Annotated in this window: 26 protein-coding genes; 16 read left to right on the plus strand and 10 right to left on the minus strand. The window is 55.6% G+C overall.

Annotated elements, in window-relative coordinates:
• Positions 1 to 236 precede the first annotated feature (236 nt).
• Positions 237 to 1,589 carry a Do family serine endopeptidase DegQ gene (gene degQ, locus LZP73_RS12820; protein ID WP_234235409.1) on the plus strand — a complete coding sequence of 451 codons (1,353 nt, stop codon included), beginning with the start codon at positions 237 to 239 and terminating at the stop codon, positions 1,587 to 1,589.
• A gap of 136 nt (positions 1,590 to 1,725) precedes the next feature.
• Positions 1,726 to 2,808: an outer membrane-stress sensor serine endopeptidase DegS gene (gene degS, locus LZP73_RS12825; RefSeq protein WP_234235410.1), complete on the plus strand. Its 1,083-nt coding sequence runs from the start codon at positions 1,726 to 1,728 to the stop codon at positions 2,806 to 2,808.
• A gap of 69 nt (positions 2,809 to 2,877) precedes the next feature.
• Here the strand turns inward: degS and murA are convergent, their stop codons facing one another.
• Genes murA through mlaF form a run of 7 tightly spaced genes read right to left on the minus strand, consistent with a single transcriptional unit; the run spans position 2,878 to position 7,499 of the window.
• Positions 2,878 to 4,137, minus strand: coding sequence for a UDP-N-acetylglucosamine 1-carboxyvinyltransferase (murA, locus tag LZP73_RS12830; RefSeq protein ID WP_234235411.1), 1,260 nt, complete (start codon positions 4,135 to 4,137; stop codon positions 2,878 to 2,880).
• A 9-nt stretch (positions 4,138 to 4,146) separates the two neighbouring features.
• Entirely contained in the window at positions 4,147 to 4,404 is a 258-nt protein-coding gene (locus tag LZP73_RS12835; protein WP_169563974.1) for a BolA family protein, read from the minus strand.
• A 19-nt stretch (positions 4,405 to 4,423) separates the two neighbouring features.
• A complete protein-coding gene (locus tag LZP73_RS12840) occupies positions 4,424 to 4,711 on the minus strand; it encodes an STAS domain-containing protein (RefSeq protein ID WP_234235412.1) in 288 nt (95 codons plus the stop codon).
• Positions 4,711 to 5,370, minus strand: coding sequence for an MlaC/ttg2D family ABC transporter substrate-binding protein (locus LZP73_RS12845; RefSeq protein ID WP_234235413.1), 660 nt, complete (start codon positions 5,368 to 5,370; stop codon positions 4,711 to 4,713). Before LZP73_RS12845 ends, LZP73_RS12840 begins: the two co-directional genes overlap by 1 nt.
• A gap of 11 nt (positions 5,371 to 5,381) precedes the next feature.
• Positions 5,382 to 5,855 (minus strand): outer membrane lipid asymmetry maintenance protein MlaD, encoded by a 474-nt coding sequence (gene mlaD / locus LZP73_RS12850; RefSeq protein ID WP_234235414.1) that lies wholly within the window; start codon positions 5,853 to 5,855, stop codon positions 5,382 to 5,384.
• A 59-nt stretch (positions 5,856 to 5,914) separates the two neighbouring features.
• Positions 5,915 to 6,673, minus strand: a complete 759-nt coding sequence (mlaE, locus tag LZP73_RS12855; protein WP_267960184.1) for a lipid asymmetry maintenance ABC transporter permease subunit MlaE — start codon at positions 6,671 to 6,673, stop codon at positions 5,915 to 5,917.
• A gap of 13 nt (positions 6,674 to 6,686) precedes the next feature.
• Positions 6,687 to 7,499 carry a phospholipid ABC transporter ATP-binding protein MlaF gene (gene mlaF, locus LZP73_RS12860; protein ID WP_169563969.1) on the minus strand — a complete coding sequence of 271 codons (813 nt, stop codon included), beginning with the start codon at positions 7,497 to 7,499 and terminating at the stop codon, positions 6,687 to 6,689.
• A gap of 180 nt (positions 7,500 to 7,679) precedes the next feature.
• Here mlaF and LZP73_RS12865 point away from each other — a divergent pair, with 180 nt between their 5' ends.
• The 12 genes from LZP73_RS12865 (at position 7,680) to mgtE (ending at position 16,947) form a co-directional block, all read left to right on the plus strand.
• Positions 7,680 to 8,642: a calcium/sodium antiporter gene (locus LZP73_RS12865; RefSeq protein ID WP_234235416.1), complete on the plus strand. Its 963-nt coding sequence runs from the start codon at positions 7,680 to 7,682 to the stop codon at positions 8,640 to 8,642.
• Positions 8,643 to 8,681: 39 nt separating this feature from the next.
• Positions 8,682 to 9,659, plus strand: a complete 978-nt coding sequence (locus LZP73_RS12870; protein ID WP_211164340.1) for a KpsF/GutQ family sugar-phosphate isomerase — start codon at positions 8,682 to 8,684, stop codon at positions 9,657 to 9,659.
• Between the two features lies 1 nt (position 9,660).
• A complete protein-coding gene (gene kdsC, locus LZP73_RS12875) occupies positions 9,661 to 10,212 on the plus strand; it encodes a 3-deoxy-manno-octulosonate-8-phosphatase KdsC (RefSeq protein WP_234235417.1) in 552 nt (183 codons plus the stop codon).
• A complete protein-coding gene (gene lptC / locus LZP73_RS12880; RefSeq protein ID WP_234235418.1) occupies positions 10,209 to 10,769 on the plus strand; it encodes an LPS export ABC transporter periplasmic protein LptC in 561 nt (186 codons plus the stop codon). The genes kdsC and lptC overlap by 4 nt, the downstream gene beginning before the upstream one ends.
• On the plus strand, positions 10,759 to 11,310 hold the full coding sequence (gene lptA, locus LZP73_RS12885) for a lipopolysaccharide transport periplasmic protein LptA (protein WP_234235419.1): 552 nt from the start codon (positions 10,759 to 10,761) through the stop codon (positions 11,308 to 11,310). The genes lptC and lptA overlap by 11 nt, the downstream gene beginning before the upstream one ends.
• Entirely contained in the window at positions 11,307 to 12,038 is a 732-nt protein-coding gene (gene lptB / locus LZP73_RS12890) for an LPS export ABC transporter ATP-binding protein (RefSeq protein WP_234235420.1), read from the plus strand. Before lptA ends, lptB begins: the two co-directional genes overlap by 4 nt.
• Before the next feature lie 127 nt (positions 12,039 to 12,165).
• Positions 12,166 to 13,644 carry an RNA polymerase factor sigma-54 gene (locus LZP73_RS12895; protein ID WP_234235421.1) on the plus strand — a complete coding sequence of 493 codons (1,479 nt, stop codon included), beginning with the start codon at positions 12,166 to 12,168 and terminating at the stop codon, positions 13,642 to 13,644.
• A gap of 28 nt (positions 13,645 to 13,672) precedes the next feature.
• Positions 13,673 to 13,960 carry a ribosome hibernation promoting factor gene (gene hpf, locus LZP73_RS12900; RefSeq protein ID WP_169563963.1) on the plus strand — a complete coding sequence of 96 codons (288 nt, stop codon included), beginning with the start codon at positions 13,673 to 13,675 and terminating at the stop codon, positions 13,958 to 13,960.
• A gap of 2 nt (positions 13,961 to 13,962) precedes the next feature.
• Entirely contained in the window at positions 13,963 to 14,406 is a 444-nt protein-coding gene (gene ptsN, locus LZP73_RS12905) for a PTS IIA-like nitrogen regulatory protein PtsN (protein WP_169563962.1), read from the plus strand.
• Entirely contained in the window at positions 14,403 to 15,257 is an 855-nt protein-coding gene (gene rapZ, locus LZP73_RS12910) for an RNase adapter RapZ (protein ID WP_234235422.1), read from the plus strand. The genes ptsN and rapZ overlap by 4 nt, the downstream gene beginning before the upstream one ends.
• Complete coding sequence (locus tag LZP73_RS12915; protein ID WP_169563960.1) at positions 15,244 to 15,519, plus strand: HPr family phosphocarrier protein; 276 nt, start codon at positions 15,244 to 15,246, stop codon at positions 15,517 to 15,519. The genes rapZ and LZP73_RS12915 overlap by 14 nt, the downstream gene beginning before the upstream one ends.
• 63 nt (positions 15,520 to 15,582) lie before the next feature.
• The gene (mgtE, locus tag LZP73_RS12920; protein ID WP_234235423.1) at positions 15,583 to 16,947 is read left to right on the plus strand and encodes a magnesium transporter; all 1,365 of its coding nucleotides are present in this window, start codon (positions 15,583 to 15,585) and stop codon (positions 16,945 to 16,947) included.
• Between the two features lie 150 nt (positions 16,948 to 17,097).
• Here mgtE and LZP73_RS12925 read toward each other — a convergent pair whose 3' ends face one another.
• Positions 17,098 to 17,769, minus strand: coding sequence for an OmpA family lipoprotein (locus LZP73_RS12925; RefSeq protein ID WP_234235501.1), 672 nt, complete (start codon positions 17,767 to 17,769; stop codon positions 17,098 to 17,100).
• A gap of 591 nt (positions 17,770 to 18,360) precedes the next feature.
• Between LZP73_RS12925 and LZP73_RS12930 the strand changes: the two genes are divergently transcribed.
• Positions 18,361 to 18,600: a transposase gene (locus LZP73_RS12930; protein WP_234235424.1), complete on the plus strand. Its 240-nt coding sequence runs from the start codon at positions 18,361 to 18,363 to the stop codon at positions 18,598 to 18,600.
• 127 nt (positions 18,601 to 18,727) lie between these two features.
• Here LZP73_RS12930 and LZP73_RS12935 read toward each other — a convergent pair whose 3' ends face one another.
• Positions 18,728 to 19,582 (minus strand): PA4780 family RIO1-like protein kinase, encoded by an 855-nt coding sequence (locus tag LZP73_RS12935; RefSeq protein ID WP_234235425.1) that lies wholly within the window; start codon positions 19,580 to 19,582, stop codon positions 18,728 to 18,730.
• 144 nt (positions 19,583 to 19,726) lie between these two features.
• Here LZP73_RS12935 and fumC point away from each other — a divergent pair, with 144 nt between their 5' ends.
• The gene (gene fumC / locus LZP73_RS12940) at positions 19,727 to 21,127 is read left to right on the plus strand and encodes a class II fumarate hydratase (RefSeq protein WP_234235426.1); all 1,401 of its coding nucleotides are present in this window, start codon (positions 19,727 to 19,729) and stop codon (positions 21,125 to 21,127) included.
• A gap of 35 nt (positions 21,128 to 21,162) precedes the next feature.
• Here the strand turns inward: fumC and LZP73_RS12945 are convergent, their stop codons facing one another.
• The gene (locus tag LZP73_RS12945; RefSeq protein WP_234235427.1) at positions 21,163 to 22,701 is read right to left on the minus strand and encodes a hypothetical protein; all 1,539 of its coding nucleotides are present in this window, start codon (positions 22,699 to 22,701) and stop codon (positions 21,163 to 21,165) included.
• Positions 22,702 to 22,703: the final 2 nt, after the last annotated feature.

The raw sequence follows: 22,703 nt of genomic DNA on the forward strand, positions 1-22,703 counted from the left end.
GGGATGGCGCCGGTGACAGCGGGAGATGAAGGCCTGGCTTATCGACGAACTTGGCCTGAGAAATACCGGACAATTTAAAATTAACCTTTGTTAATCAAGAGAACTTTTTTAAACCACCCAGAGTCGGAGTCAATATCAGGGCAATGGCGCCCCTAACAATAGCGACTCGACTCTCGCCGGCTCAGACAGCAAGACAGGGTCTAGATTATTACTTACACCTTTGGAGCATTGAATAGATGAAGACAAAATTATCTGTACTTTCAGCCGCAATTCTAGGCGTCAGCCTGAGTCTGATGCCTGCCATCTCCCAGGCCGCCATCCCCATGACGGTTGAAGGCCAAATGTTACCCAGCCTGGCCCCCATGCTCGAGCGCACCACGCCTGCGGTTGTGTCTGTGGCCGTGTCCGGTACCCATGTGTCCAAGCAAAGGATCCCGGATGTATTTCGCTACTTCTTCGGTCCCAACGCCCCCCAGGAACAAGTGCAGGAAAGGCCGTTTCGCGGCCTGGGCTCTGGGGTGATCCTAGATGCCGACAAGGGCTATATAGTCACCAACAACCATGTGATCGACGGTGCCGATGAAATCAAGATAGGCTTGCACGACGGCCGCGAGGTCAAAGCCAAGTTGATCGGCACAGATGCCGAGTCGGATATCGCCCTGTTGCAAATTGAGGCCAAGAACCTCACCGCCATCCGGACCTCGGATTCGGACAGCCTGCGGGTGGGCGACTTCGCCGTTGCCATAGGCAACCCCTTCGGCCTGGGACAAACTGTCACCTCCGGCATAGTCAGCGCCCTGGGACGCAGCGGTCTGGGGATTGAAATGCTGGAGAACTTCATTCAGACGGATGCGGCCATCAACAGCGGCAACTCAGGCGGTGCCCTGGTTAATCTCAATGGCGAGCTGATCGGCATCAACACTGCCATAGTGGCTCCCGGCGGCGGCAATGTTGGCATAGGCTTCGCCATTCCGGCGAACATGGTCCATAACCTGGTTAAACAGTTGATAGAGCACGGTGAAGTCAGACGCGGGGTACTGGGGGTCACAGGACAAGATCTGACCAGCGAGCTGGCCGAGGGCTTCGGACTGGATACCCAACATGGCGGCTTCGTCAACGAAGTCATGCCGGGCAGTGCCGCCGACAAGGCAGGCATCAAGGGTGGCGACATTATCGTCAGCGTCAATGGCCGCAAGATTAAGACCTTCCAGGAGCTGCGCGCCAAGGTCGCGACCATGGGTGCCGGGGCTAAGCTCGAGCTTGGACTCATACGCGATGGCGATGAGAAAACCGTCAAGGTCACACTGGGAGAAGCCAGTCAAACGAGCGAGGCGGCCGCTGGTGTGATTCATCCCATGCTGCAGGGCGCCACACTGGAAAACGCCAGCAACGGGATAGAAATCACAGATGTGGCCCAAGGCTCGCCGGCAGCCTTGAGCGGATTGCAGAAGGGAGATCTCATAGTCGGGGTCAACCGTACCAAGATTAAGGATCTCAAGTCACTGAAAGCTGAGCTGAAAGATCAGGAGGGTGCCGTCGCCCTCAAGCTCATCAGAGGCAAGAGCCAACTCTACCTGGTATTGCGTTAAAGCAACAGATTGACGGCCGGTGCGCTATGCCGGCCAAGGTTGAGCACAGGTAGCCTATGGCTACCTGTGCTTCTTATTATTAAACATGTTAATCTAAATCACCTTTTTTGATTTTAGCCGACCGCAAAGCCACCCTATGAATATAAAGAATACTCTGCACTACCTAGGTAAGGCGGTCTTATTTGGCCTGATCATGGCGGCCATTTTTTTGCTGGCCACCTCCCTGTTCAACGGCGGTAATGGCAACCACGGCTTGCTGCAGTCCGCCTCTCACGATGGCAGCGAGCTGTCATTCGCCAAGGCAGTTCGCCGGGCGGCCCCTGCCGTGGTCAATATCTACAGCCTGAGCATAGATCAAAACCGACCGCTCAATTCCAGTTCGCTCCAGGGGCTGGGTTCCGGCGTCATCATGAGCAAGGAAGGCTACATACTCACCAATTACCACGTCATCAAACAAGCGGATGAGATAGTGGTCGCGCTGCAGGACGGGCGCAAATTTACCTCGGAAGTCATAGGCTCGGATCCCGAGACAGATCTGGCGGTGCTCAAGATTGAGGGCGATAACCTGCCCATAGTGCCAATTAACCTGGATATTCCGGTTCAGGTGGGTGATGTGGTCCTCGCCATAGGCAATCCCTACAACCTGGGACAAACCATCACCCAGGGGATCATCAGCGCCACCGGCCGTAACGGCCTGAGCACAGGCTACCTGGATTTCCTGCAAACGGATGCCGCCATCAACGCGGGCAATTCGGGTGGTGCCCTGATAGACACCCGCGGCGAGTTGATAGGCATCAATACCGCCGCCTTCCAGATAGGCGGTGAAGGCGGAGGTCACGGCATCAACTTTGCCATTCCGATCAAGCTGGCTCACAGCATAATGGATAAACTCATCCAACACGGCCGGGTCATTCGCGGTGCCTTGGGGATATCGGGTGAAGCCCTGAGCCCTGTGTTCGCGCAGATCCTCAACCTGCCGGATACCAAGGGGGTGTTGATCACGGGTATCGATGCCACAGGACCGGCAGCCAAGGCACAGCTGATGCCCAAAGACGTGATCATCAAATACGAAGGCGAAGAAGTTCCCGGGGTCGAAATGTTGATGGACAGAATAGCCGAGACCATGCCGGGCAAGAAGGTGATGATGACGATAATACGCCAGGGCAAGCCCCAGGAGATCCCTGTGGTGATCGGCGAGAAACCCGTATCGAACGGTTAAGCCACTCGCCGGCAGCAGACACAAAAAAGCCACCCTAAGGTGGCTTTTTGCTTGATACCGGATATCCGCCTACTTGATCCTGACGACCTGGGCACCCAGCCCCTGAAACTTGGCTTCGATATGCTCATAACCGCGATCCAGATGATAGATGCGATCCACTGTAGTAGTGCCATCTGCGACCAAGCCTGCGATCACCAGGCTGGCCGATGCCCGCAGATCCGTCGCCATCACCTGAGCGCCCTTCAGCTTCTCTATGCCGTGAATGATGCAGGTATTGCCTTCCAGCTCCATGTTCGCTCCCATGCGTATCAGTTCGGGGACATGCATGAAACGGTTTTCGAAGATGGTTTCGGTAATGGTCGCATTCCCTTCGGCGAGCACATTGAGCACGCAGAACTGGGCCTGCATGTCGGTTGGGAAACCTGGGTAAGGCGCCGTCTTGATGTTGACAGCCTTGGGGCGCTTGCCTTGCATATCCAGCTCGATCCAATCTTTGCCTGTGGTGATAGCGGCGCCGGCGTCTTCGAGCTTGGCCAGCACAGACTCCAGGGACGCAGGATCTGCATCCAGACAACGAATGCGGCCGCGGGTGACTGCGGCGGCGACCAGGAAGGAGCCGGTTTCGATGCGATCCGGCATCACCCGGTAGTGGCAGCCCTGCAGGCGTTCAACCCCCTGGATACGCAGGGTCGCGCTCCCCACACCGGTAATTTTGGCGCCCATGGCGATGAGACAATTGGCCAAGTCTATGACTTCGGGCTCACGGGCGGCGTTCTCTATCACTGTCTCGCCGTCGGCCAACGCCGCCGCCATCAGCAAGTTTTCCGTGGCACCGACGCTGATCATATCCATGAAGATATGTGCGCCTTTGAGGCGGCCATCGACCCTGGCCTTGATATAACCTTCCTCGACCTCTATCTTGGCGCCCATCTGTTCCAGACCATGCAGATGCAGGTTCACCGGACGGGCACCTATGGCACAGCCGCCGGGCAGAGACACGTCGGCGGTGCCGAAGCGCGCCAACAGAGGTCCAAGGATCAGGATAGAGGCCCTCATGGTCTTGACCAAATCGTAGGGAGCGCAGAATTCATTGAGGTTTTCGGTCGAGATGCGTATCTGCCCCTGGCCCAGGTCAGTCACCTCGGCCCCCAAACAACGCAGCAATTCGCAGCTGGTGTTCACGTCGCGCAGCGACGGCACGTTGGAGACCAGGAAGTCACCTTCGGCCAACACCCCGGCCATGAGTATGGGTAAGGCGGCATTCTTGGCACCGGAAATAACGACATCGCCGCTCAAGGCGCCGCTGGCCTGAATCTTTAATTTATCCACTGTTATCCTCTACCCTGGCATGTTGAACAGTTTTTCACGTTTCCATTGCGTCGGCGTAAAAGTTTTAATAGTCAATGCATGCAATTCACCGCTGGCGATCTGTTCGCTCAGAGGCCCATAGATGGCCTGTTGTTGCTTCACCCGACTCATGCCATCGAAGCATTCGCCGACGGCAATGACCTTATAATGGCTGCCATCCGAGCTGACATGAACTTCTTCGAGTCCTAGTGCCGCTGTGAGTATTTCTTCTATCAATGTGCAATCCATGAAATCTTTACCTTAGTTTTCAATTAGCTTCTTCGCAGAAGAAGGCTGCCAAGTTATATAATGCGATGAGTTTTTTCAGCTGGGGCGACGGCGCCATCAGTCTCAGGTGTTGCGTCCTGCCCTGCCGGGACAGACTAATGAGGAACGCAATACCCGCGCTGTCACTGTATTCGAGTGCCGATAACTCCAGCTCACTTGTCTGAGGGCCCAGCAATGTGTCCTTCTGTGTCCAGAGGTGACTCACATCTGTCTGGGTCAGACGGCCCTTGACCAGGCATTGCTCGCCCTGTTGCACAAACTCTACCACTATTTTGCCGTCCTCTGCTGACTCGCCTTGGTCACATGCGCCTTGGTGCGCTCATTGAGCATGTCGATCACTGCCTCTATGCCCTGCTGACGCACCAGATTGGTCACCTCTGACTGCTTGGATGCCAGCAGGCTGACGCCTTCGGCCACCAAGTCGAAGGCCTTCCAGCTGTTGTCTTTAAGGCGACGCACCTTAAACTGCAGCTTAATGGGAGGGCGTCCCGCTTCTATGATCTGCACGTTCACATCGACCATCTTTTCCTTGCTGAAATCGATTGCCGGCGAGAACTCTACCTTTTGATCTGTGTACTCGGTAAAGGCCTGGGCATAGGTAGCTATTAGATAGCCTTCGAAGGCCTGCACGAAACGCTCACGCTGATCGGCAGTGGTATCACGCAGATACTGGCCCAGCACCTTGTAAGAGGCGTATTTGGAGTCGATATAAGGCATCAGTTCTTCACGGACTATGAGTTTCAGATGATCCATGTCCTTATCTATGATGGCCTTGTCCTGGTGAAAACGATCGAAAGTCTTGTTGGCCACGGCTTTCACCATGGCATAGGGATCCATGGTATTGATGCCGTCATCTGCGGCCAGGGCCTGCCCCAAACCACCGAATAGCATCAAGGCACAACAAAAACGGGATATTGCTCGCAACATAAGTGTGACTCCTATTTATCCTTGGATGACATGCTGTACAAGAACTGACCTATCAGATCTTCCAGCACCAGTGCCGAACGTGTGTCATCTATTTTATCGCCATCGCCGAGCATGGCGACATCATCATCGACAAAACCCGGGGTCAATCCCAGGAACTGCTCCCCCAAGAGACCAGAGGTCAGGATCGCCAGGCTGCTGGTTTCGGGAAACTGATTGTAACGTTTGTCCATGGTCAGGGTCACCACGGGCACCAGCTTCACGGGATCCAACTCTATGGCGCTGACCCGGCCAACCACCACACCGCCGACCTTGACCGGAGAGCGTACCTTGAGGCCGCCAATGTTACTGAAGCTGGCCTGTAAGCTATAGTTGCTTTTTCCCGAGCTAACTTCGACATTGGCGACGTTAAATACCAGTATCAGGAAGGCGGCCAGGCCACTTAACAGGAACAGGCCGACCAATAACTCAATTTTCCGTGTTGACATACTCTTTTACCACCTTGTGTAGAATCCGTATTACGCAAATTTGTTGCAGCTTGGCAGCGCTAGCGGCCAAACATCATAGTCGTGAGCAAGAAATCCAGTGCCAATACCGCCAGGCTCGACTGCACCACGGTTTGCGTGGTCGCACGGCTGAGTCCTTCCGGATTTGGGGTCACCTGATAGCCCCTGTACAAGGCGATCCAGGTGATCACCACGGCAAACACCAGGCTCTTGATCAGACAATTGACTATATCTTCACGCCACTCGACCGAATCCTGCAGAATCGACCAGAAGGCACCGCTGTCTATGCCTTTCCATTCGACTCCGACCAGGTGGCCGCCGTATATGCCTATGGCAGAAAACATCAGCGCCAGCAAGGGCATGCTGATCACCCCGGCCCAAAAGCGCGGTGCTATCACCTGCCTGAGGGGATCTATCGCCATCATCTCCAGGCTGGACAGTTGCTCAGTGCTCTTCATCAGGCCGATCTCGGCCGTCAGCGCCGAACCGGCCCGGCCGGCAAACAGCAAGGCAGTCACCACAGGCCCCAACTCCCGCAACAGGCTCAAAGCCACCATGGGGCCCAGGCTCTCTTCCGTGCCGAAACCCACGAGTATGTTATAGCCCTGCAGCGCCAGTACCAGGCCGATGAAGAGTCCTGAGACCAGGATGATCACCATGGACTGAACGCCGACCACATAAATCTGCCGCACCAGCAGAGGAAGCCCCTTGGCAATCCGCGGCTTCTGAAAGATGGCGCCCCACAACATGAGACCCGCCTGGCCGAAGCCCAGCATCATCTCTATGGCGCTGCGACCCATCGCGGCAATAGTGTTAATCAAGCCCACGGGCCAACTCCTTCTGATAATCCTCGGCCGGATAATGGAAGGGCACGGGACCGTCCGGTGCCCCCTGAATAAATTGTTTCAACTGCGGATTGTCGAGCGCTTGCAGCTGTGCCGGTGTGCCATGGGCTATCACCTTCTTGTCTGCAACCACATAGACATAATCCGCTATGCTCAGCACCTCGTGCACATCGTGGGAGACCACCACGGAAGTGAGGTTGAGGGCATCGGACAGCTCGCGTATCAGCTTGACCAACACCCCCATGGAAATAGGGTCCTGGCCGGCGAAGGGCTCGTCATACATCACCATCTCGGGTTCGAGCGCCATCGCCCGCGCCAATGCCGCCCGGCGTTGCATACCACCTGATAACTCATTGGGCATCAGGTTGGCGGCGCCACGCAGCCCGACCGCCTCGAGCTTCATCAGTACTATGGCGCGTATGATGGCCTCGGGCAGGCCCGAATGTTCACGCAGCGCGAAGGCGACATTGTCGAACACATTGATATCTGTGAACAGGGCGCCGCTCTGAAACAACATGCTCATGCGTTTACGCAGCTCGAACAGTTCACTGCGACTGGCGCGGTGCACATCATGGCCATCAAACAACACCTGACCGTGATCCGGCTGCAACTGCCCGCCGATGAGTTTGAGCAAGGTGGTCTTCCCTATGCCACTCGGCCCCATGATAGCCGTCACCTTCCCCCTGGGGATGGACAGGCTGATGTCTTCATAGATGACACGATTGCCACGACTAAAACCGAGATGACGGATTTCAACCAAGGGAGATAGATCTTGAGTCATGCGTGATTCCGGAGATGAAAGAAGAGATAACCGCCTTCCTGGCGAGGTCTCGAAGAGCTGCAAATTGTACGTAATTGCGCTTTAACCTACAACCGAATCGCGACTATCGAGTCAGGATACTTTCAATTTGAGTTAAATCCAGCGAAAATGCGGGGTAATATCCCTCTCGATTGTTATCAAATGTTATTTAATGTTTTTTTACTTGTTGCTGGCTTAGTCGTATTGATCTGGAGCGCAGATAAATTTGTCTACGGCGCCGCCGCCTTCGCCCGCAATTTGGGGCTGCCGCCCATGCTCATAGGCCTGACTGTCGTCGCCATGGGCAGCTCGGCACCCGAGATGTTTGTCGCCGCCACCGCCTCGATGGAAGGCATGACGGACACAGCCATAGGCAATGTGTTGGGCTCCAACATAGCCAATGTGGCATTGATCCTGGGATTGACCTCATTGCTCGGCGCCATCGCCGTCAGCTCACAGACCCTCAAGCGGGAGATCCCCATGATGCTGGCCGCCACTGCGCTTGCCGGGTATCTGCTGCATGATGGCATGCTGACCCGTCTCGACGGTGTCATACTCTTGGGGCTGTTTCTGGTGCTCATGTCCTACCTCATCTGGCATGCCCTGACCAACAAGCAGCAAGATCCCCTCGACGCCGAGGCGGATGCCGAAATTCCCAAAGACGTGCCGACCCCCAGGGCCCTCTTCTGGCTGGTGCTGGGCATAGTACTCTTGCCCCTGGCGGCAGACCTCATGGTCGATGGCGCCGTCGGTATCGCCAAGGCGTTCCATCTTTCCGAGCTGGTGATAGGCCTGACCATCATAGCCATAGGCACCAGCCTGCCCGAGCTCGCCGCCTGCATCGCCGGGGTGCTGAAAAAAGAAGATGACCTGGCGATAGGGAATATTGTAGGGTCGAACCTATTCAATATCCTGGCCGTGCTCGCGGTCCCTGGACTGATAGCCCCGGGAGAGATAGATGCCATGGCCAGCGGCCGGGACTTTTACATGGTGATGGCCACCAGTGTCGCCCTCGCCGTCTTGGTGTTATTCAGCGGTCGCACCCGGGAATTGAAACCCTGGCACGGGGTGGTATTAGTCAGCTGCTTCATCGCTTATCAGTTTATCCTGTTTCAATCCCATTGATTGAGCGATATAGCGGCATAGAAGAAAAGAGAAACAGACATGCTAGATAAAAGCCAATTGCGCCGGTGGGGCTGCAGCGTTATCGATATCGAGAAGGCGGCACTGGACAATCTGTATCAATACGTCGACTCGGACGAGTTTGCCCAGGCCTGCGAGTTGATCCTCAATTGCAGCGGCAAGGTCATAGTCATGGGCATGGGCAAGTCGGGTCATATAGGCAATAAAATCTCCGCCACCTTCGCCAGCACTGGCACCCCCGCCTTCTTCGTCCATCCGGGTGAGGCCAGCCACGGCGATCTCGGGGTATTGGCGGAGAACGACATCATCTTGGCCATTTCCAATTCGGGGGAATCGAGCGAAATCCTGACCCTGATGCCGGTTATCCAGCGCATGGGCATTCCCATGATAGCGGTCACGGGCAAACCCGACTCCAACATGGCCCGCCTGAGCCAGGTGCACCTCTGCATTGCGGTCGAGGAAGAAGCCTGCCCGCTCGGCTTGGCACCGACCTCGAGCACCACGGCCACCCTGGTCATGGGCGATGCGCTGGCGGTCGCCCTGCTGCAAGCCAAAGGCTTCACCCGCGACGACTTTGCCCTGTCGCATCCGGGCGGCGCCCTTGGACGCAAATTGCTGCTCAAGGTCAGCAATGTCATGCATCAGGGCGACGCCCTGCCCCTGGTGCCCCACGACATCTGCATCACCGAAGCCCTGTACGAAATATCCAAGAAAGGCTTGGGCATGACGGCGATTGTCGACGACAAGCAGGCGCTGGTCGGCATCTTCACCGACGGTGACTTGCGCCGGGTGATAGATGCAGAAGTCAACCTGCGCACCACCCCCATTGCCAAGGTGATGACACGTAATTGTGTCACCATCACGGAGAATGTGCTGGCGGCCCAGGCACTGCTGCTGATGGAAGAAAAAAATATCAATGGCCTGATAGTGATCGATGCCAACCAACGCCCCATAGGCGCCCTCAATATGCTCGACATGGTCAAGGCGGGAGTGATTTAACATGGAACAACAAGGCTTTTACGGCCCCATCAGCGCCGACGTCTGGCAGCGGGCCCAGAAGATCAAGCTGCTCATCTGCGATGTCGACGGGGTATTTTCCGATGGTCGCATCTACATGAGCAACAACGGGGAAGAGCTCAAGGCTTTCCACACCCGCGACGGTTACGGGGTGCGCTCACTCCTGTCCAGCGGTTTCAACCTGGCGGTGATCACCGGACGCAACTCAAAAATCGTTGAGAACAGGATGACGGCGCTCGGCATCAGTCACATCTACCAGGGGATAGACGACAAATTTGTTCCTTACCGTGAGCTGCTCGAGCGCTATGAGGTGCAACCGGAAGAAGTCGCCTACATAGGCGATGACATAGTGGACTTGCCGGTGATGAAAGCCGTGGGCCTGGCCGTGTGCGTCGCCGACGGTCACCCCTATGTGAGGCAACATGCCCACATGGTGACCCATATCCAGGGCGGTCATGGTGCACTGAGGGAACTGACAGACCTGTTGCTGCTCAGTCAAAATAAATTCACCACAGCCCATGGAATGAGTGTATGAACCGGGTCACCCTGGCGATAATCGCGTTTTTCAGCACGGCACTCATACTCTACTGGCAAGTGCAGCACAAACATGGCAGCCAGGACAGCGGCAACTTGGCTGCGCAAAATAGGCCAGACTTCATGGCCAACGATTTGCGCAGCATCAGCTTCAACGACGAAGGCAAAGTCAACAGCCGGGTCACGGCCAAGTACATGGAGCACTTCGCCGAGTTCAACCTCACCAAGTTCACTCAACCCGTTTACCTCATATACCCGGACAAGGGCCAGGCGCAATGGCGGTTGAGGGCCAACCAAGGGCGGCTCAACAAGGATAGCGGCAAGGTAGTGCTGGAAAATGATGTTATCATCGATGCCATCAGCCCGACCGAACCCGTACAGACACTCACCACAAGCTATCTGGAACTGGATCTCAACACCATGATAATGACATCCGACAGAGTCATCTACGTCAAGGGCAAAGACTTCAACATCCGGGGCCAAGGACTTTACGCCGACCTCAATGCACAAGAAGTGCAGCTGACCAGTCAGATAGAAGGTACATACGATGCAAAATAATTTATTCCTCGCCGGCCTGCTGTGCGTCATCAGCATGAGTTCAGTGGCCAAAGAAGGCGATCTCAAGCAAGAAGTCAAGATCAAGGCCGTCAGCCAAACCGCCGACATCAAGAACAACCAGCTGATCTTCTTCGGCCCGGTCGAAGTGACTCAGGGGTCAATCAAGATCCACGCCAGCGAACTGAGGGCCTATTCTCCCGAAAACGATGGCGCCAAGGTGCTGGTCGCCATAGGGGATCCTGCCACCTATTCGCAGATCCTCGATGATGGCCGTCCGGCATCGGCCAGCGCCAAGGAAATACGTTACGAATTAGCCAGCCGCACCCTGACCCTCAAGGGTGATGCCAGCCTGGATCAGGCCGGCAGCCAAGTTAAGGGCAACCTCATCCGCTATAACATAGGCGAGCAGAAACTCATCGCCGAGAGCTCGGGCGACGGCGATGACAGGGTGATCACCATCATTCAACCTGAAACTTATCAGGAAGAGCCCAAGCCCATGCCACAGAGCGAGCCGCAGGTTAACCAGCAGGAGCAGGAATGACACAGATTACCTTGAGAGCCGAGAACCTGGCCAAGAGCTATAAGAGCCGCCAGGTGGTAAAGGATGTCAGCCTGACGGTAAAGACGGGCCAGGTCGTAGGTCTGCTCGGCCCCAATGGTGCCGGCAAGACCACCACCTTCTATATGGTCGTCGGCTTGGTCAAGAGCGACAAGGGACAGATCTTCATCGACGATGACGATCTCACCACAGATCCCATGCACCTGCGGGCCCGTAAAGGCATAGGCTACCTGCCCCAGGAAGCCAGCATCTTCAGGAAGCTCACAGTCCATGACAACATCATGGCCGTATTGCAGACGCGTTCGTCACTGACGGCGCAGCAGCGGGAAGAACAGCTGGAAAACCTGCTGGAAGAATTCCATATCACCCATATCCGTGACAGTCAGGGCATGTCCCTCTCCGGCGGCGAGCGCCGCCGGGTCGAGATAGCCAGGGCACTGGCGGCCAACCCCAAGTTTATCCTGCTGGATGAGCCCTTCGCTGGGGTCGACCCGATTTCCGTCATCGACATCAAAAAAATCATCGAACACCTGAAGATCCGCGGCTTGGGGGTGTTGATAACGGACCATAATGTGCGCGAAACTCTGGATGTGTGTGAACATGCCTATATCGTCAGCCACGGCAATCTTATTGCCGAAGGAACGCCGGCAGAGATCCTAGACAATCAGCAAGTTAGGGCTGTGTACTTAGGAGAACAATTCAGGCTATAGTTAAGGCATGGGCCGGCACTTTCAGACCATGGCGGGTTGACAGTCGGCACTATCACCAACACCAGCGAGCCAACACCAATGAGCCAACAATTGTGTTCAAGAATAATAAGTAGGGATCAGCGGTAAGATGAAAGCGTCACTCCAGTTAAGACTGGGTCAGCAGTTAACCATGACGCCCCAATTACAACAGGCGATACGTCTGTTGCAACTCTCGTCACTGGAACTGCAACAAGAGATCCAACAAGCACTAGACTCCAATCCCCTTCTCGAGCAGGAGGAGGATAGCTATGAGGCTGCCGGCACCAACGAAAATCCGGCGCAGCCGGATACCGACTTCAGCGACAACAGCCAAGTGTCGACGGACAAGGACAGTTCGACCGTTGATACCGCCGAATCTCTGACCCAGGAGTCCATGCCGGATGAGCTGCCCATGGACACCACCTGGGATGAAGTGTTCACCGCCTCGCCCAATTCCGGCTCCGGCGGCATGCGGGAGGACGATATGCCCTTCCAGGGGGAAACCAGCGATGGCTTGTATGAGCATCTGGAATGGCAGAAGAATCTCACCCCCTTCTCGGAAACCGACCTGGCGATAGCGACGGCCATCATAGATGCCATAGACGAACAGGGTTACCTGACCCAGAGCATGGAAGAGATACTCGATGCCATGGGCAACCCTGAGATAGAGCTGGATGAAGTCGAAGCCGTGCTCAAGCGCATTCAGCATTTCGATCCCATAGGAGTCGCGGCCCGCGACCTAAGTGAATGCCTGCTGATCCAACTGGCGCAATTTGCCGCCGATACCCCCCACATAGACAATGCCCGGCTCCTGATTAAAGATCACCTTGAACTCATCGCCGGCCGCGATTTTCGCACCCTGATGCGCAAGACCCGGCTCAAGGAAGATGAGCTGAGGCAGGCCATAGCCCTGATCCAGACGCTGAATCCGCGCCCGGGATTGCTCATCACCCCTGTCGATGATGAGTATGTGATCCCGGATGTCTCTGTCATGAAGAAAAGCGGACGCTGGGTGGTCGAGCTCAACCCGGACTGCATGCCTAAGATCAGTGTCAACCAACAGTATGCCGCCATGGCCCGCAGCACCAAGAGCCAGGCCGACAGTCAGTTCATCCGCGGACATCTGCAGGAAGCCAAATGGTTTATCAAGAGCCTGGAGAGTCGCAACGACACCCTGCTCAAGGTAGCCAACTGCATAGTCCAGTACCAGCAGGGCTTTTTCGAGTATGGCGAGGAAGCCATGAAGCCCATGGTGCTCAACGATATCGCCGAGGCCGTCGAGATGCATGAGTCCACCATTTCCAGGGTGACCACCCAGAAATATATGCATACCCCAAGAGGCCTGTTTGAACTAAAATATTTTTTCTCCAGCCACGTCAGTACCGACGATGGTGGCGAGTGCTCATCTACCGCTATCCGCGCCTTCATCAAGAAGCTGGTCGCGGCGGAAAACCAGAAGAAGCCTCTGAGCGACAGCAAAATGGCGCAACTTCTGGCAGAACAGGGGATCAATGTTGCCCGGCGCACCATAGCCAAATATCGTGAAGCCATGTTGATCCCCCCCTCAAATCAACGTAAGAGTTTATAGACACTTAGGACATTGGAGGAAGAGGTATATGCAAATTAATCTGACTGGGCACCACATAGAAATCACAGATTCATTGCGTGATTATGTACAAGAAAAATTTTCAAAACTTGAACGCCATTTCGAACAGATCAATAATGTGCACGTTGTGCTCAATGTTGAGAAAACGCAACAGATTGCCGAAGCCAAAATCCATCTTACCGGTGGTGAGGTGTATGCCACCTCGGAGCATGCCGATATGTATGCCGCGATAGACGTCCTGATCGATAAACTCGACCGTCAGGTAATTAAACACAAAGAGAAGCTGACAAAACACTAATAATGCAACTTAGTAGCATACTGCGGCCGGAATGCACCACCTGCGCCACTCCAGGCAGTAAGAAAAAGGTACTGGAACTCATAGGCGACTTAGTTGCGGCCCAGTACCCAAACCTCTCATCTCAGGCGATCTTTGAAAGCCTGGTGGCGCGAGAAAAAATGGGCAGTACTGGCATAGGCAATGGTATCGCTATCCCACACGGGCGCTTGACCGACATAGAGCAACCTATTGCCGTGTTGGTCAAGTGTGAGGAACCCATTGCCTTCGATGCCATAGACAAACAACCGGTAGACCTGCTGTTTGCCTTGCTGGTCCCGGCAGATCAATGTCAACTGCACTTGAGCACCCTGTCTTGCATGGCTGAAAAACTCAGCAATAAGCTGATATTGAAACAGCTGCGCAAGACCTGCGATGAATCGGAACTCTATCAGGTAATCACTGGATGAAGCTTGTCATAGTCTCGGGCCGCTCCGGCTCAGGAAAATCTGTTGCCCTGCGGGTACTGGAAGATCTGGGCTACTACTGTGTCGATAACCTGCCACTGCAGCTCATCGGCAGCCTGCTGGAACAGTTCAAGGGCAGCAACGATCTGGTGGCCATCAGCATAGATGTGCGCAACATGCCGGAGCAGGAGAAGGTGCTGGAACAACAGCTCGCCCGGTTGCCGCAGGGGACAGAACTCAGCAGCTTCTACCTCAATGCCAGCGACAAGGTATTGCTCAAACGCTACAGTGAAACCCGCAGATTGCACCCCCTATCCAAGAGCAAGGTCTCGCTGCAGGAAGCCATCAAGCTCGAAGGCAAGTTGCTCGAGCCCGTGTCTAAGCTGGTCGATCACTACATAGATACCTCCAACCTGAATATCTATGAACTGAGCGACCAGGTCAGGCAGATCCTGCTCGGCAGTGTCGACAAAGAGCTGGTGATCAACTTCGAATCCTTCGGTTTCAAGCATGGCATGCCAACCGAAGCCGACTTCATGTTCGATGTACGTTTCCTGCCCAACCCTCACTGGGAAGCGGAACTGCGGCCGCTCACCGGCCTGGATGAGCCGGTACAGGACTTCCTGAGCCGTCAGCCCCTGGTCAATAAGTTCATCTGGCAGATAGAAAACCTGCTGGAAACCTGGTTGCCGCACCTGGAGCGCAACAATCGCAGCTATCTGACGATCGCCATAGGCTGCACAGGTGGCCAGCACAGATCTGTGTATGTTGCCGAACAACTGGCCAAACGCTTCGCCAACGGTAAACATAAGGTGCAGGCCCGCCATAGGGAACTGAGTCATGCCAAAGCTTGAACGTCAGGTCACCATCTGCAATAAGCTGGGGCTGCACGCCAGGGCCGCCACCAAGCTTGCAATCTTGGCGTCGGATTTCGATGCCAGCATCACCCTCATTCAAGGGGATAAACAGGCCTCGGCCGCCAGCGTGCTCGGCCTCCTGATGCTGGAAACCGGCATGGGGAAACGCATTACCATCAAGGCCGAAGGCAAAGATGCCGAGGCGGCACTGGACGCCATCTGCGCCCTGATAGACGCCAAGTTCGACGAAGCCAGCTAACCTTTCCTACGAGTCAAAGATACCAGGCCTAAGATAGCGCCGCATTGAGCCACCGAGGGACCCATGCCTGTCGAAACAATAGAAGCTGAAGTCACAGCCCAGAGGCTGGCACGCCTCAATCAGGCCCTTGGCAGCGGCATGTTTGTCCATGTACGCAACATGCTCCATGACATGGCGGCATCAGACATAGCCCTCATTCTCGAATCCTCGCCACCGCGTACCCGCCAGGTGCTGTGGCAACTGATAGACACCCAACAGACGGGCGAAATCCTCGAAGCCTTGGGAGAAGATCTCAAAGATCACCTCATTCGCCAGATGAGTCCGGAAAGCGTCGCCAAGGCGACGGCGGGCATGGACACAGACGAGCTGGCTTATATACTGCGCAGCCTGCCAGATGCCTTATATAAGCGCGTGCTCCAATCCATGAGCAGCCAGGACAGGCTCAGGGTTGAACAGGCCCTGTCCTACCCGGATGACACCGCCGGCAGCATAATGAATACAGACACTGTGACCCTGAGGCCGGACGTCAACCTGGATGTCATACTGCGCTATTTGCGCCAACGTGGGTCCTTGCCCGATACCACGGACACTCTCTATGTGGTCGATAAGCGGGATAGAGTGCTGGGCGGCGTCAGGCTGGCAGATCTCCTGACCTGCGATCCCACCGCCAGCGTGCGCAGCATAATGGATCCCGAGCTCGAGCGCATTCCAGTCGCCATGGGGGATACCGAAGTCGCGCAGCTGTTCGAACGCCACGACTGGGTATCGGCCCCCGTGGTCGATGAACAGGGCAAGTTGCTTGGCCGCATCACCATCGACGATGTGGTGGATGTGATCCGTGAGAATGCCGATCATTCCATGATGGGCATGGCCGGGATGGAGGACGATGCGGATACCTTCGGCCCGGTACTCAAGAGCACACTGAGGCGTTCGCTCTGGTTGACCATCAACCTGTTCGCCGCCCTGCTCGCCGCCTCGGTCAGCAACCTGTTCGAGGGCACCCTGGAGCAATTTGCCACCATAGCCATTCTGATGACCATAGTCCCCAGCATGGGAGGCGTTGCCGGCAACCAGACCCTGGCATTGGTTATTCGCGGCATAGCCCTGGGCCATGTCGGTCAGAGCAACAGCCGTTGGTTGATAGGCAAGGAATTGGCCATAGGCATGTTAAACGGTTTGGTGTGGTCTTTGCTGGTCTTTGTCGCCGTCTGGCTCTGGAAAAACGATATGGCCCTCGGTGCCCTGATAGGCGGCGCCATGTTGATCAACATGACGGTCGCGGGCTTCGCCGGGGCCGGGATCCCGCTGCTGCTGAAGAAATTCAACATAGATCCCGCACTCGCGGGTGGCATGGTACTGACCACTGTCACTGATGTGATCGGCCTGTTCGCCTTCCTCGGACTCGCCACCCTGTTCCTGATGCACTAACCCTGGTCGCCAAGCCCGAACCTGCCTGGCTTAAGTGCGGCATTTAAGCCAGGTATTTAAGACCGGTATTTAAGGAAAAAATAAAGCCCGAAAACAATAAAACCACCCCAGGGTGGTTTTATTCTTGCTGCTACAGGATAACGCCTCGGCTTAACCCGTAGGTGTCAGCACTATCTCGACCCTGCGATTCTGTGCCCGACCCGCGGCCGAACCGTTGGAGGCGATAGGATTGCTCTCGCCCATCCCCTGAGTCCGTACCCTGTTCGCCGCCACGCCTTGCTGCATCAGATAGCTGCCGACTTCGTTGGCACGCACCTGAGACAGGCGCAGGTTATAGGAATCAGAACCTGAACTGTCGGTATAACCCAACACATTCAGCTGAGTCTTGCTGTATTCCTTGGCCACCAAGGCCACAGAATGCAGCACAGACTTGGCCCCTTCGCTCAAGTCTGTCTTATCCACGGCGAAGGTCACTTCGTTAGGCATGTTCAGCACTATGTTATCGCCATCTCGGGTCACGCTGACACCGGTCGACGCCAACTGCTGACGCAGCTTGGTTTCCTGCACATCCATGTAATAACCTATGCCGCCACCGACGGCGGCACCGGATGCCGCACCTATCAGGGCGCCCTTGCCGCGATCTTTCTTACTGGACGAAGCAACGCCGACTGCGGCACCGGCAACGGCACCTATCAGGGCACCAGTGGTGGCTTTCGCCGTCTGCTGCTCATTGGTATAAGGATTGACTGTGCTGCAGCCCGAAGCCAGCAACGCAGCCGACACCAAGGACAGTGTCATCAGGGTCGTTTTATGAAATTTCATCGTCATATGTGAACCTCTCAAGGTTTCTTCTTCTGGCCATCCAACCGATGGCCGATTAACGGGCGGATAAGATAGCCAAAATACGCCGCCACAATCAGCTCTGAAGTATATAAGTTATTGGCGCACACACAATAGCTTGTTGGCCATCCGGAGCGGTAATCATCACGAATTCAGTATAGATACAGCTTATCCACTGGCTGGCTCGGGTGCTAAAACGGTGCGGCATGCACCATTTTTGCTATCCCCTGGCTATCCCTCGCTCCAAAGTTAAATCGTAAGTTCATGTTTTAAAATGAATAACTTTGCAACTGGAAGTTGGCACACTTCTTACATAGTTTCCCATATGTTTTTTTGCACGAGTGCAGATCCGAATCCTATGTACTTGAGCCAAGCCACAGAACAACCACTTGCCACCGGGAGAAAGTCATGAAAAATCTGATCTCTTTATTCAACGCCTGTCGTCATCAATGGCTCAGCCTCAGCCGCCTGGGTTACAGCCAGTGGGATGTCGAACAGCGCTGAGGGACATTTTACCGACAGCCAGACAGATTTAAGCAGATAGATTTCAAGCCTAAGAGAAGGAATAGCGCCATGGGGAGCACAGAAAACAATATCAGACTCAAAGTCATAGCAGCGGTCAAGGCCGATGGCCGGCTACTGTCGGATGTCGCCCGCCAGTACGGCCTCTCGAGCAAGACAGTGTACCTGTGGGTCAGGGAAAGTGAGCAGGCGCCAAAGCAAAGAGAGGCGGCGCTGCTGACAGAAATAGCCCATTTGCAGCAAAAAATCCGCTTACTCAACAATGAACTGAATGCCGCCCATGGGTGCTGACGATGTTGGCGCTGCATGCTGGCGCTGGATGCCAACGGTTAAGGGGAGCGACCGGAAGGCGCGCCCCGCTGCCTAAGGCGTGACACTCGCCAACGATGCTGGGATGGCCGGCGGCAAAATAACGCGGCTATTCCAGCTCCACTTCCTGCAGCCTTAGCTTGCGCTCCTGGGCCTCTTCGAAGGCGGCCTGGATCTCTTCCAGCACGGAGTTCACGTCGGCTTCCAGCAGGACCTCCTCAAACTCACCCGTGAGGCGGGTGTCGGGTTTCAGCTCGCCCGCTTCGTATAAGGCCCAGATCTCTTTGGCATATTGGGTCGTCAACAACTCGGGGGCATATCTGCCGTAATACTGGCTCATGTTGTCCACGTCTCGCGCCAGCATCCATTTGGCATGGTTGTTGGCCGCCGCGTCCACAGCCTGTGGCAGGTCGATGATCACGGGCCCGGCGCTGTCGACCAGCACGTTGAATTCAGACAGATCGCCATGGACCAGCCCGGCACATAACATGCGGGTGACATAACCCATGACCAGGGCATGATGCCGGCGCGCCGTATCTGCCGACATGCTGACATCATTGAGTCTGGGAGCCACATTGCCTTCATCATCTGTGACCAACTCCATCAGGAGCACGCCGTCGAAACAGCCATAGGGCTGAGGTACCCGCACCCCGGCGTGAGCCAGGCGATACAAGGCATCGACCTCGGCATTTTGCCAGGCTTCTTCCTGCTGATCCCGGCCAAACTTGGAGCCCTTCTCCATGGCCCTCGCCCGGCGGCTATTACGCACCTTGCGGCCTTCCTGATACTGTACCGCCTGCTTAAAGCTACGCTGGCTGGCCTCTTTATAGACTTTGGCGCAGCGAATATCCTCGCCACAACGGACGACATAGACGGTCGCTTCTTTACCGCTCATTAGCTGGCTGATGACTTCATCGACCAGGCCTTCATCAACCAAAGGTTGGATGCGTTTAGGAGTTTTCATAGCGCCCTTATACCTTAGTTGGCCACGGGATGGAATACCGCGGGCAAATCTTGGCCAAATTCCTGCTCCCGGGGCCAAGATCGCGGCTAAGCTAAGAAGGAAAAGTCCGGCACAGGCACACATACCGCAAGAAGGAACCAGTTTATGGCACACAGAATCGAAACCGATACCATGGGGGAAGTACGAGTTCCGAGTGACGTCTATTGGGGGGCCCAAACGGAGCGCAGCCGCACCAATTTCCCCATAGGCCCGAGTGCCAGCATGCCGCTTGAAATCATCTACGCCTTCGCCCAACTCAAGAAAGCGGCGGCCCTGACCAACTGCCAACTTGGGGGCCTGAGCCGGGAGAAAACCGACCTCATCACCCGGGTATGCGACGAGATTTTGGCCGGGAAGCTGGATGCGCAATTCCCCCTGGTCATCTGGCAGACGGGCAGCGGCACCCAGACCAATATGAATCTGAACGAAGTCATCGCCTGGCGGGCACAGGAACTCGGTGGTGGCCGACTGGGTGACAAGGAGAAGAAACTCAATCCCAACGATGACGTCAACCAGAGCCAAAGCAGCAACGACACCTTTCCCACCGCCATGCATATCGCCGCTTACACTGTCACGGTCGAAACCACACTGCCAGGGGTGCAAAAGCTGCGCGACACCCTGGCACAGAAATCACGGGACTCAATGACGATAGTCAAGACAGGCCGCACCCACTTCATGGATGCGACCCCGCTCACCCTGGGGCAGGAGCTGAGTGCCTATGTGCAGCAACTGGATAATGGCATCCGCGCCATCAAGCATGCCCTCGTCATGGTGAGCGAGCTGGCCCTGGGAGGCACTGCTGTGGGCACAGGGCTCAATGCCCCCGAAGGCTATGCCGAAGCCGTTGCCAAGCAAATCGCCGAACTCACAGGCTATCCCTTCGTGACAGCACCGAATAAATTTGAGGCCCTGTCTGCCCACGACGCCATGGTCGAACTCAGCGGTGCCTTTCGCCGGTTAGCGGTTAGCTTGATGAAAATCGCCAACGACATCCGCATGCTCGCCAGCGGTCCCCGCTGTGGCATAGGCGAGCTATGCATTCCCGACAACGAGCCGGGCTCCAGCATAATGCCGGGCAAGGTCAACCCAACCCAGTGCGAGGCCCTGACCATGGTGGCGGCGCAGGTAATGGGCAACGATGTCACAGTGGGCATCGCCGGCAGCAATGGCCAATTCCAGCTGAATGTCTTCAAGCCGCTGATCGCCGCCAATGTGCTGCAGAGCGCCAGATTACTGGGCGATGCCTGTGCAAGCTTCAACGATCAATGTGCCGCCGGCATCAGCCCCAATCTGCCCAGGATAGAGCATTATCTGGCGCAGTCACTGATGCTGGTGACCAGCCTCAATCCCCACATAGGTTATGAGAAGGCGGCGCAGATCGCCAAGACGGCCTATAAGGAGGGGCGTTCGCTGAAGGAAGTGGCGCTGGCACTGGGCTATGTCAGCGCCGAGGAGTTCGATCTCTGGGTCGACCCCGGCAAGATGGTGGGTAAATTATCTGACTAGCAGTGCAGATAGCAGCGGCGGAATCCACCGGCTCATTACGCCTTAGCCTTTCCTGTTGTCCCGGCAGGGAACCAAGGTAGCCGCTCACCTTTTACGAGCAACAGCAAAACAGTACAACAAGTTGCAACCAACCAGGTGCTGCCTAAGGCCAGATGTTCCTGGGTCACCCCGATAAAGTCTAACTCACCCGTCTTGTTGATCGGCCCCACCACCCACAACAGCAGATATAACAGCTCGAAGCCTTTACGCCAATGGAAGCAACCCGCCAGCAGCATAGACATGCTGGGCAACAGCAAGATAAAAGCCAGCAAGTGCAACACCGCCAGCAAGTCCCGCTCAAAAATGAAACGCAGCAGCAAACCACAGCTGCAGATGAGCAAGAACAGCACAGCAGCCAGCCAGCGTGTCCGGGCAAGGGTGAGCTTGCTGCAATTCGACTCGATAAGCTCCCGGGTGCCATAGAACACATCGCGGACGCTGAATCGAGAAAGGGTCAGTATGGGCAACAAGGCAAGCAACGGCAGCAGTACTGTCTGCACAGCAGCCAGGGGCAATATCAGGGCCGCCAATGACAAGGATAACAAGATAAGCGAAAGACTCGATGACAGACCGGCGAATAAGAGCTCCAGCTCGGCCCGTAGCACAAAGGCGCAATTGAGGCGCCGGGTTAGCAGGAGGAACCAGCGGTAAGCCAACTGATTTGGACGCCCGGCTGAGCGCTTTCGTGGTGTTTCCGCATCTCTGGCGTGATACAGCAAGTGATACCCATTATTGGCCAAATACATGGCCAGCAGCATGATGCAAACCGCCAGCAACAGCTGCAGCATGACGGGCAGCCAGACGCTGCTGTCATAGACAGCGCCCCCCCAATCGAACGTCAGCTGTTGTTGTTTCAGGGCTGAAAAACCTAACGATACCTGCAGAGGTACATCGGCAGGCGTAGCGACTGCCGCTGCCATCTGTGTTGTGATGGCCGAATGCGCAGACAAGCCCCCCATGTTGGCCACACTCAGCATGGCCCAGAGGAAAAAGTAGCCGAGATTGCCGTACTGGCTCGCCAGCTTGGGGATAACCTCAAACAAGATGGTTATGGTGGCCACGAGCACAAGTATTGGTTCAAACAATACCAGATAGGGTAGGACATAATCCGCAATCCGCAGGCCAGCCTGCTCGGCCATGACAAGCTGTTGCAGCATGGCAACCAAAACCATGGTAATTCCCAGGCAATTTAGCAGTAATAGATGTGAAAAAAATTTAACCAGCAAATAACCATTGATGCTGAGCCTCGAAGATAACATCAAGGGCAGTAGCCCCTGGTGTCTGTCATGCTCCACTGTGCCTGTGACCAGGTAGTAGCCCATGAGGAACATGAAAGCGGAACCGACCAAGGCCAGGGAGGCGCCCATCCAGGCCGAGTTGTAGACGCCACGGGCCCCTTGAATGTCCACTACCGCATAACCTGCATAGGGGCTGGGAAAGAGCAACAAGGTCAGTGCAATCACCCCCAAAAATACCAACCAGGTGTGGGGGCTCTGTAGCCTATGTCTCATGTCCAACCATAAAATAGTACGCATGT

This window comes from Shewanella sp. AS16 (genome assembly GCF_021412365.1).
Classification (GTDB): Bacteria; Pseudomonadota; Gammaproteobacteria; order Enterobacterales; family Shewanellaceae; genus Shewanella; species Shewanella salipaludis.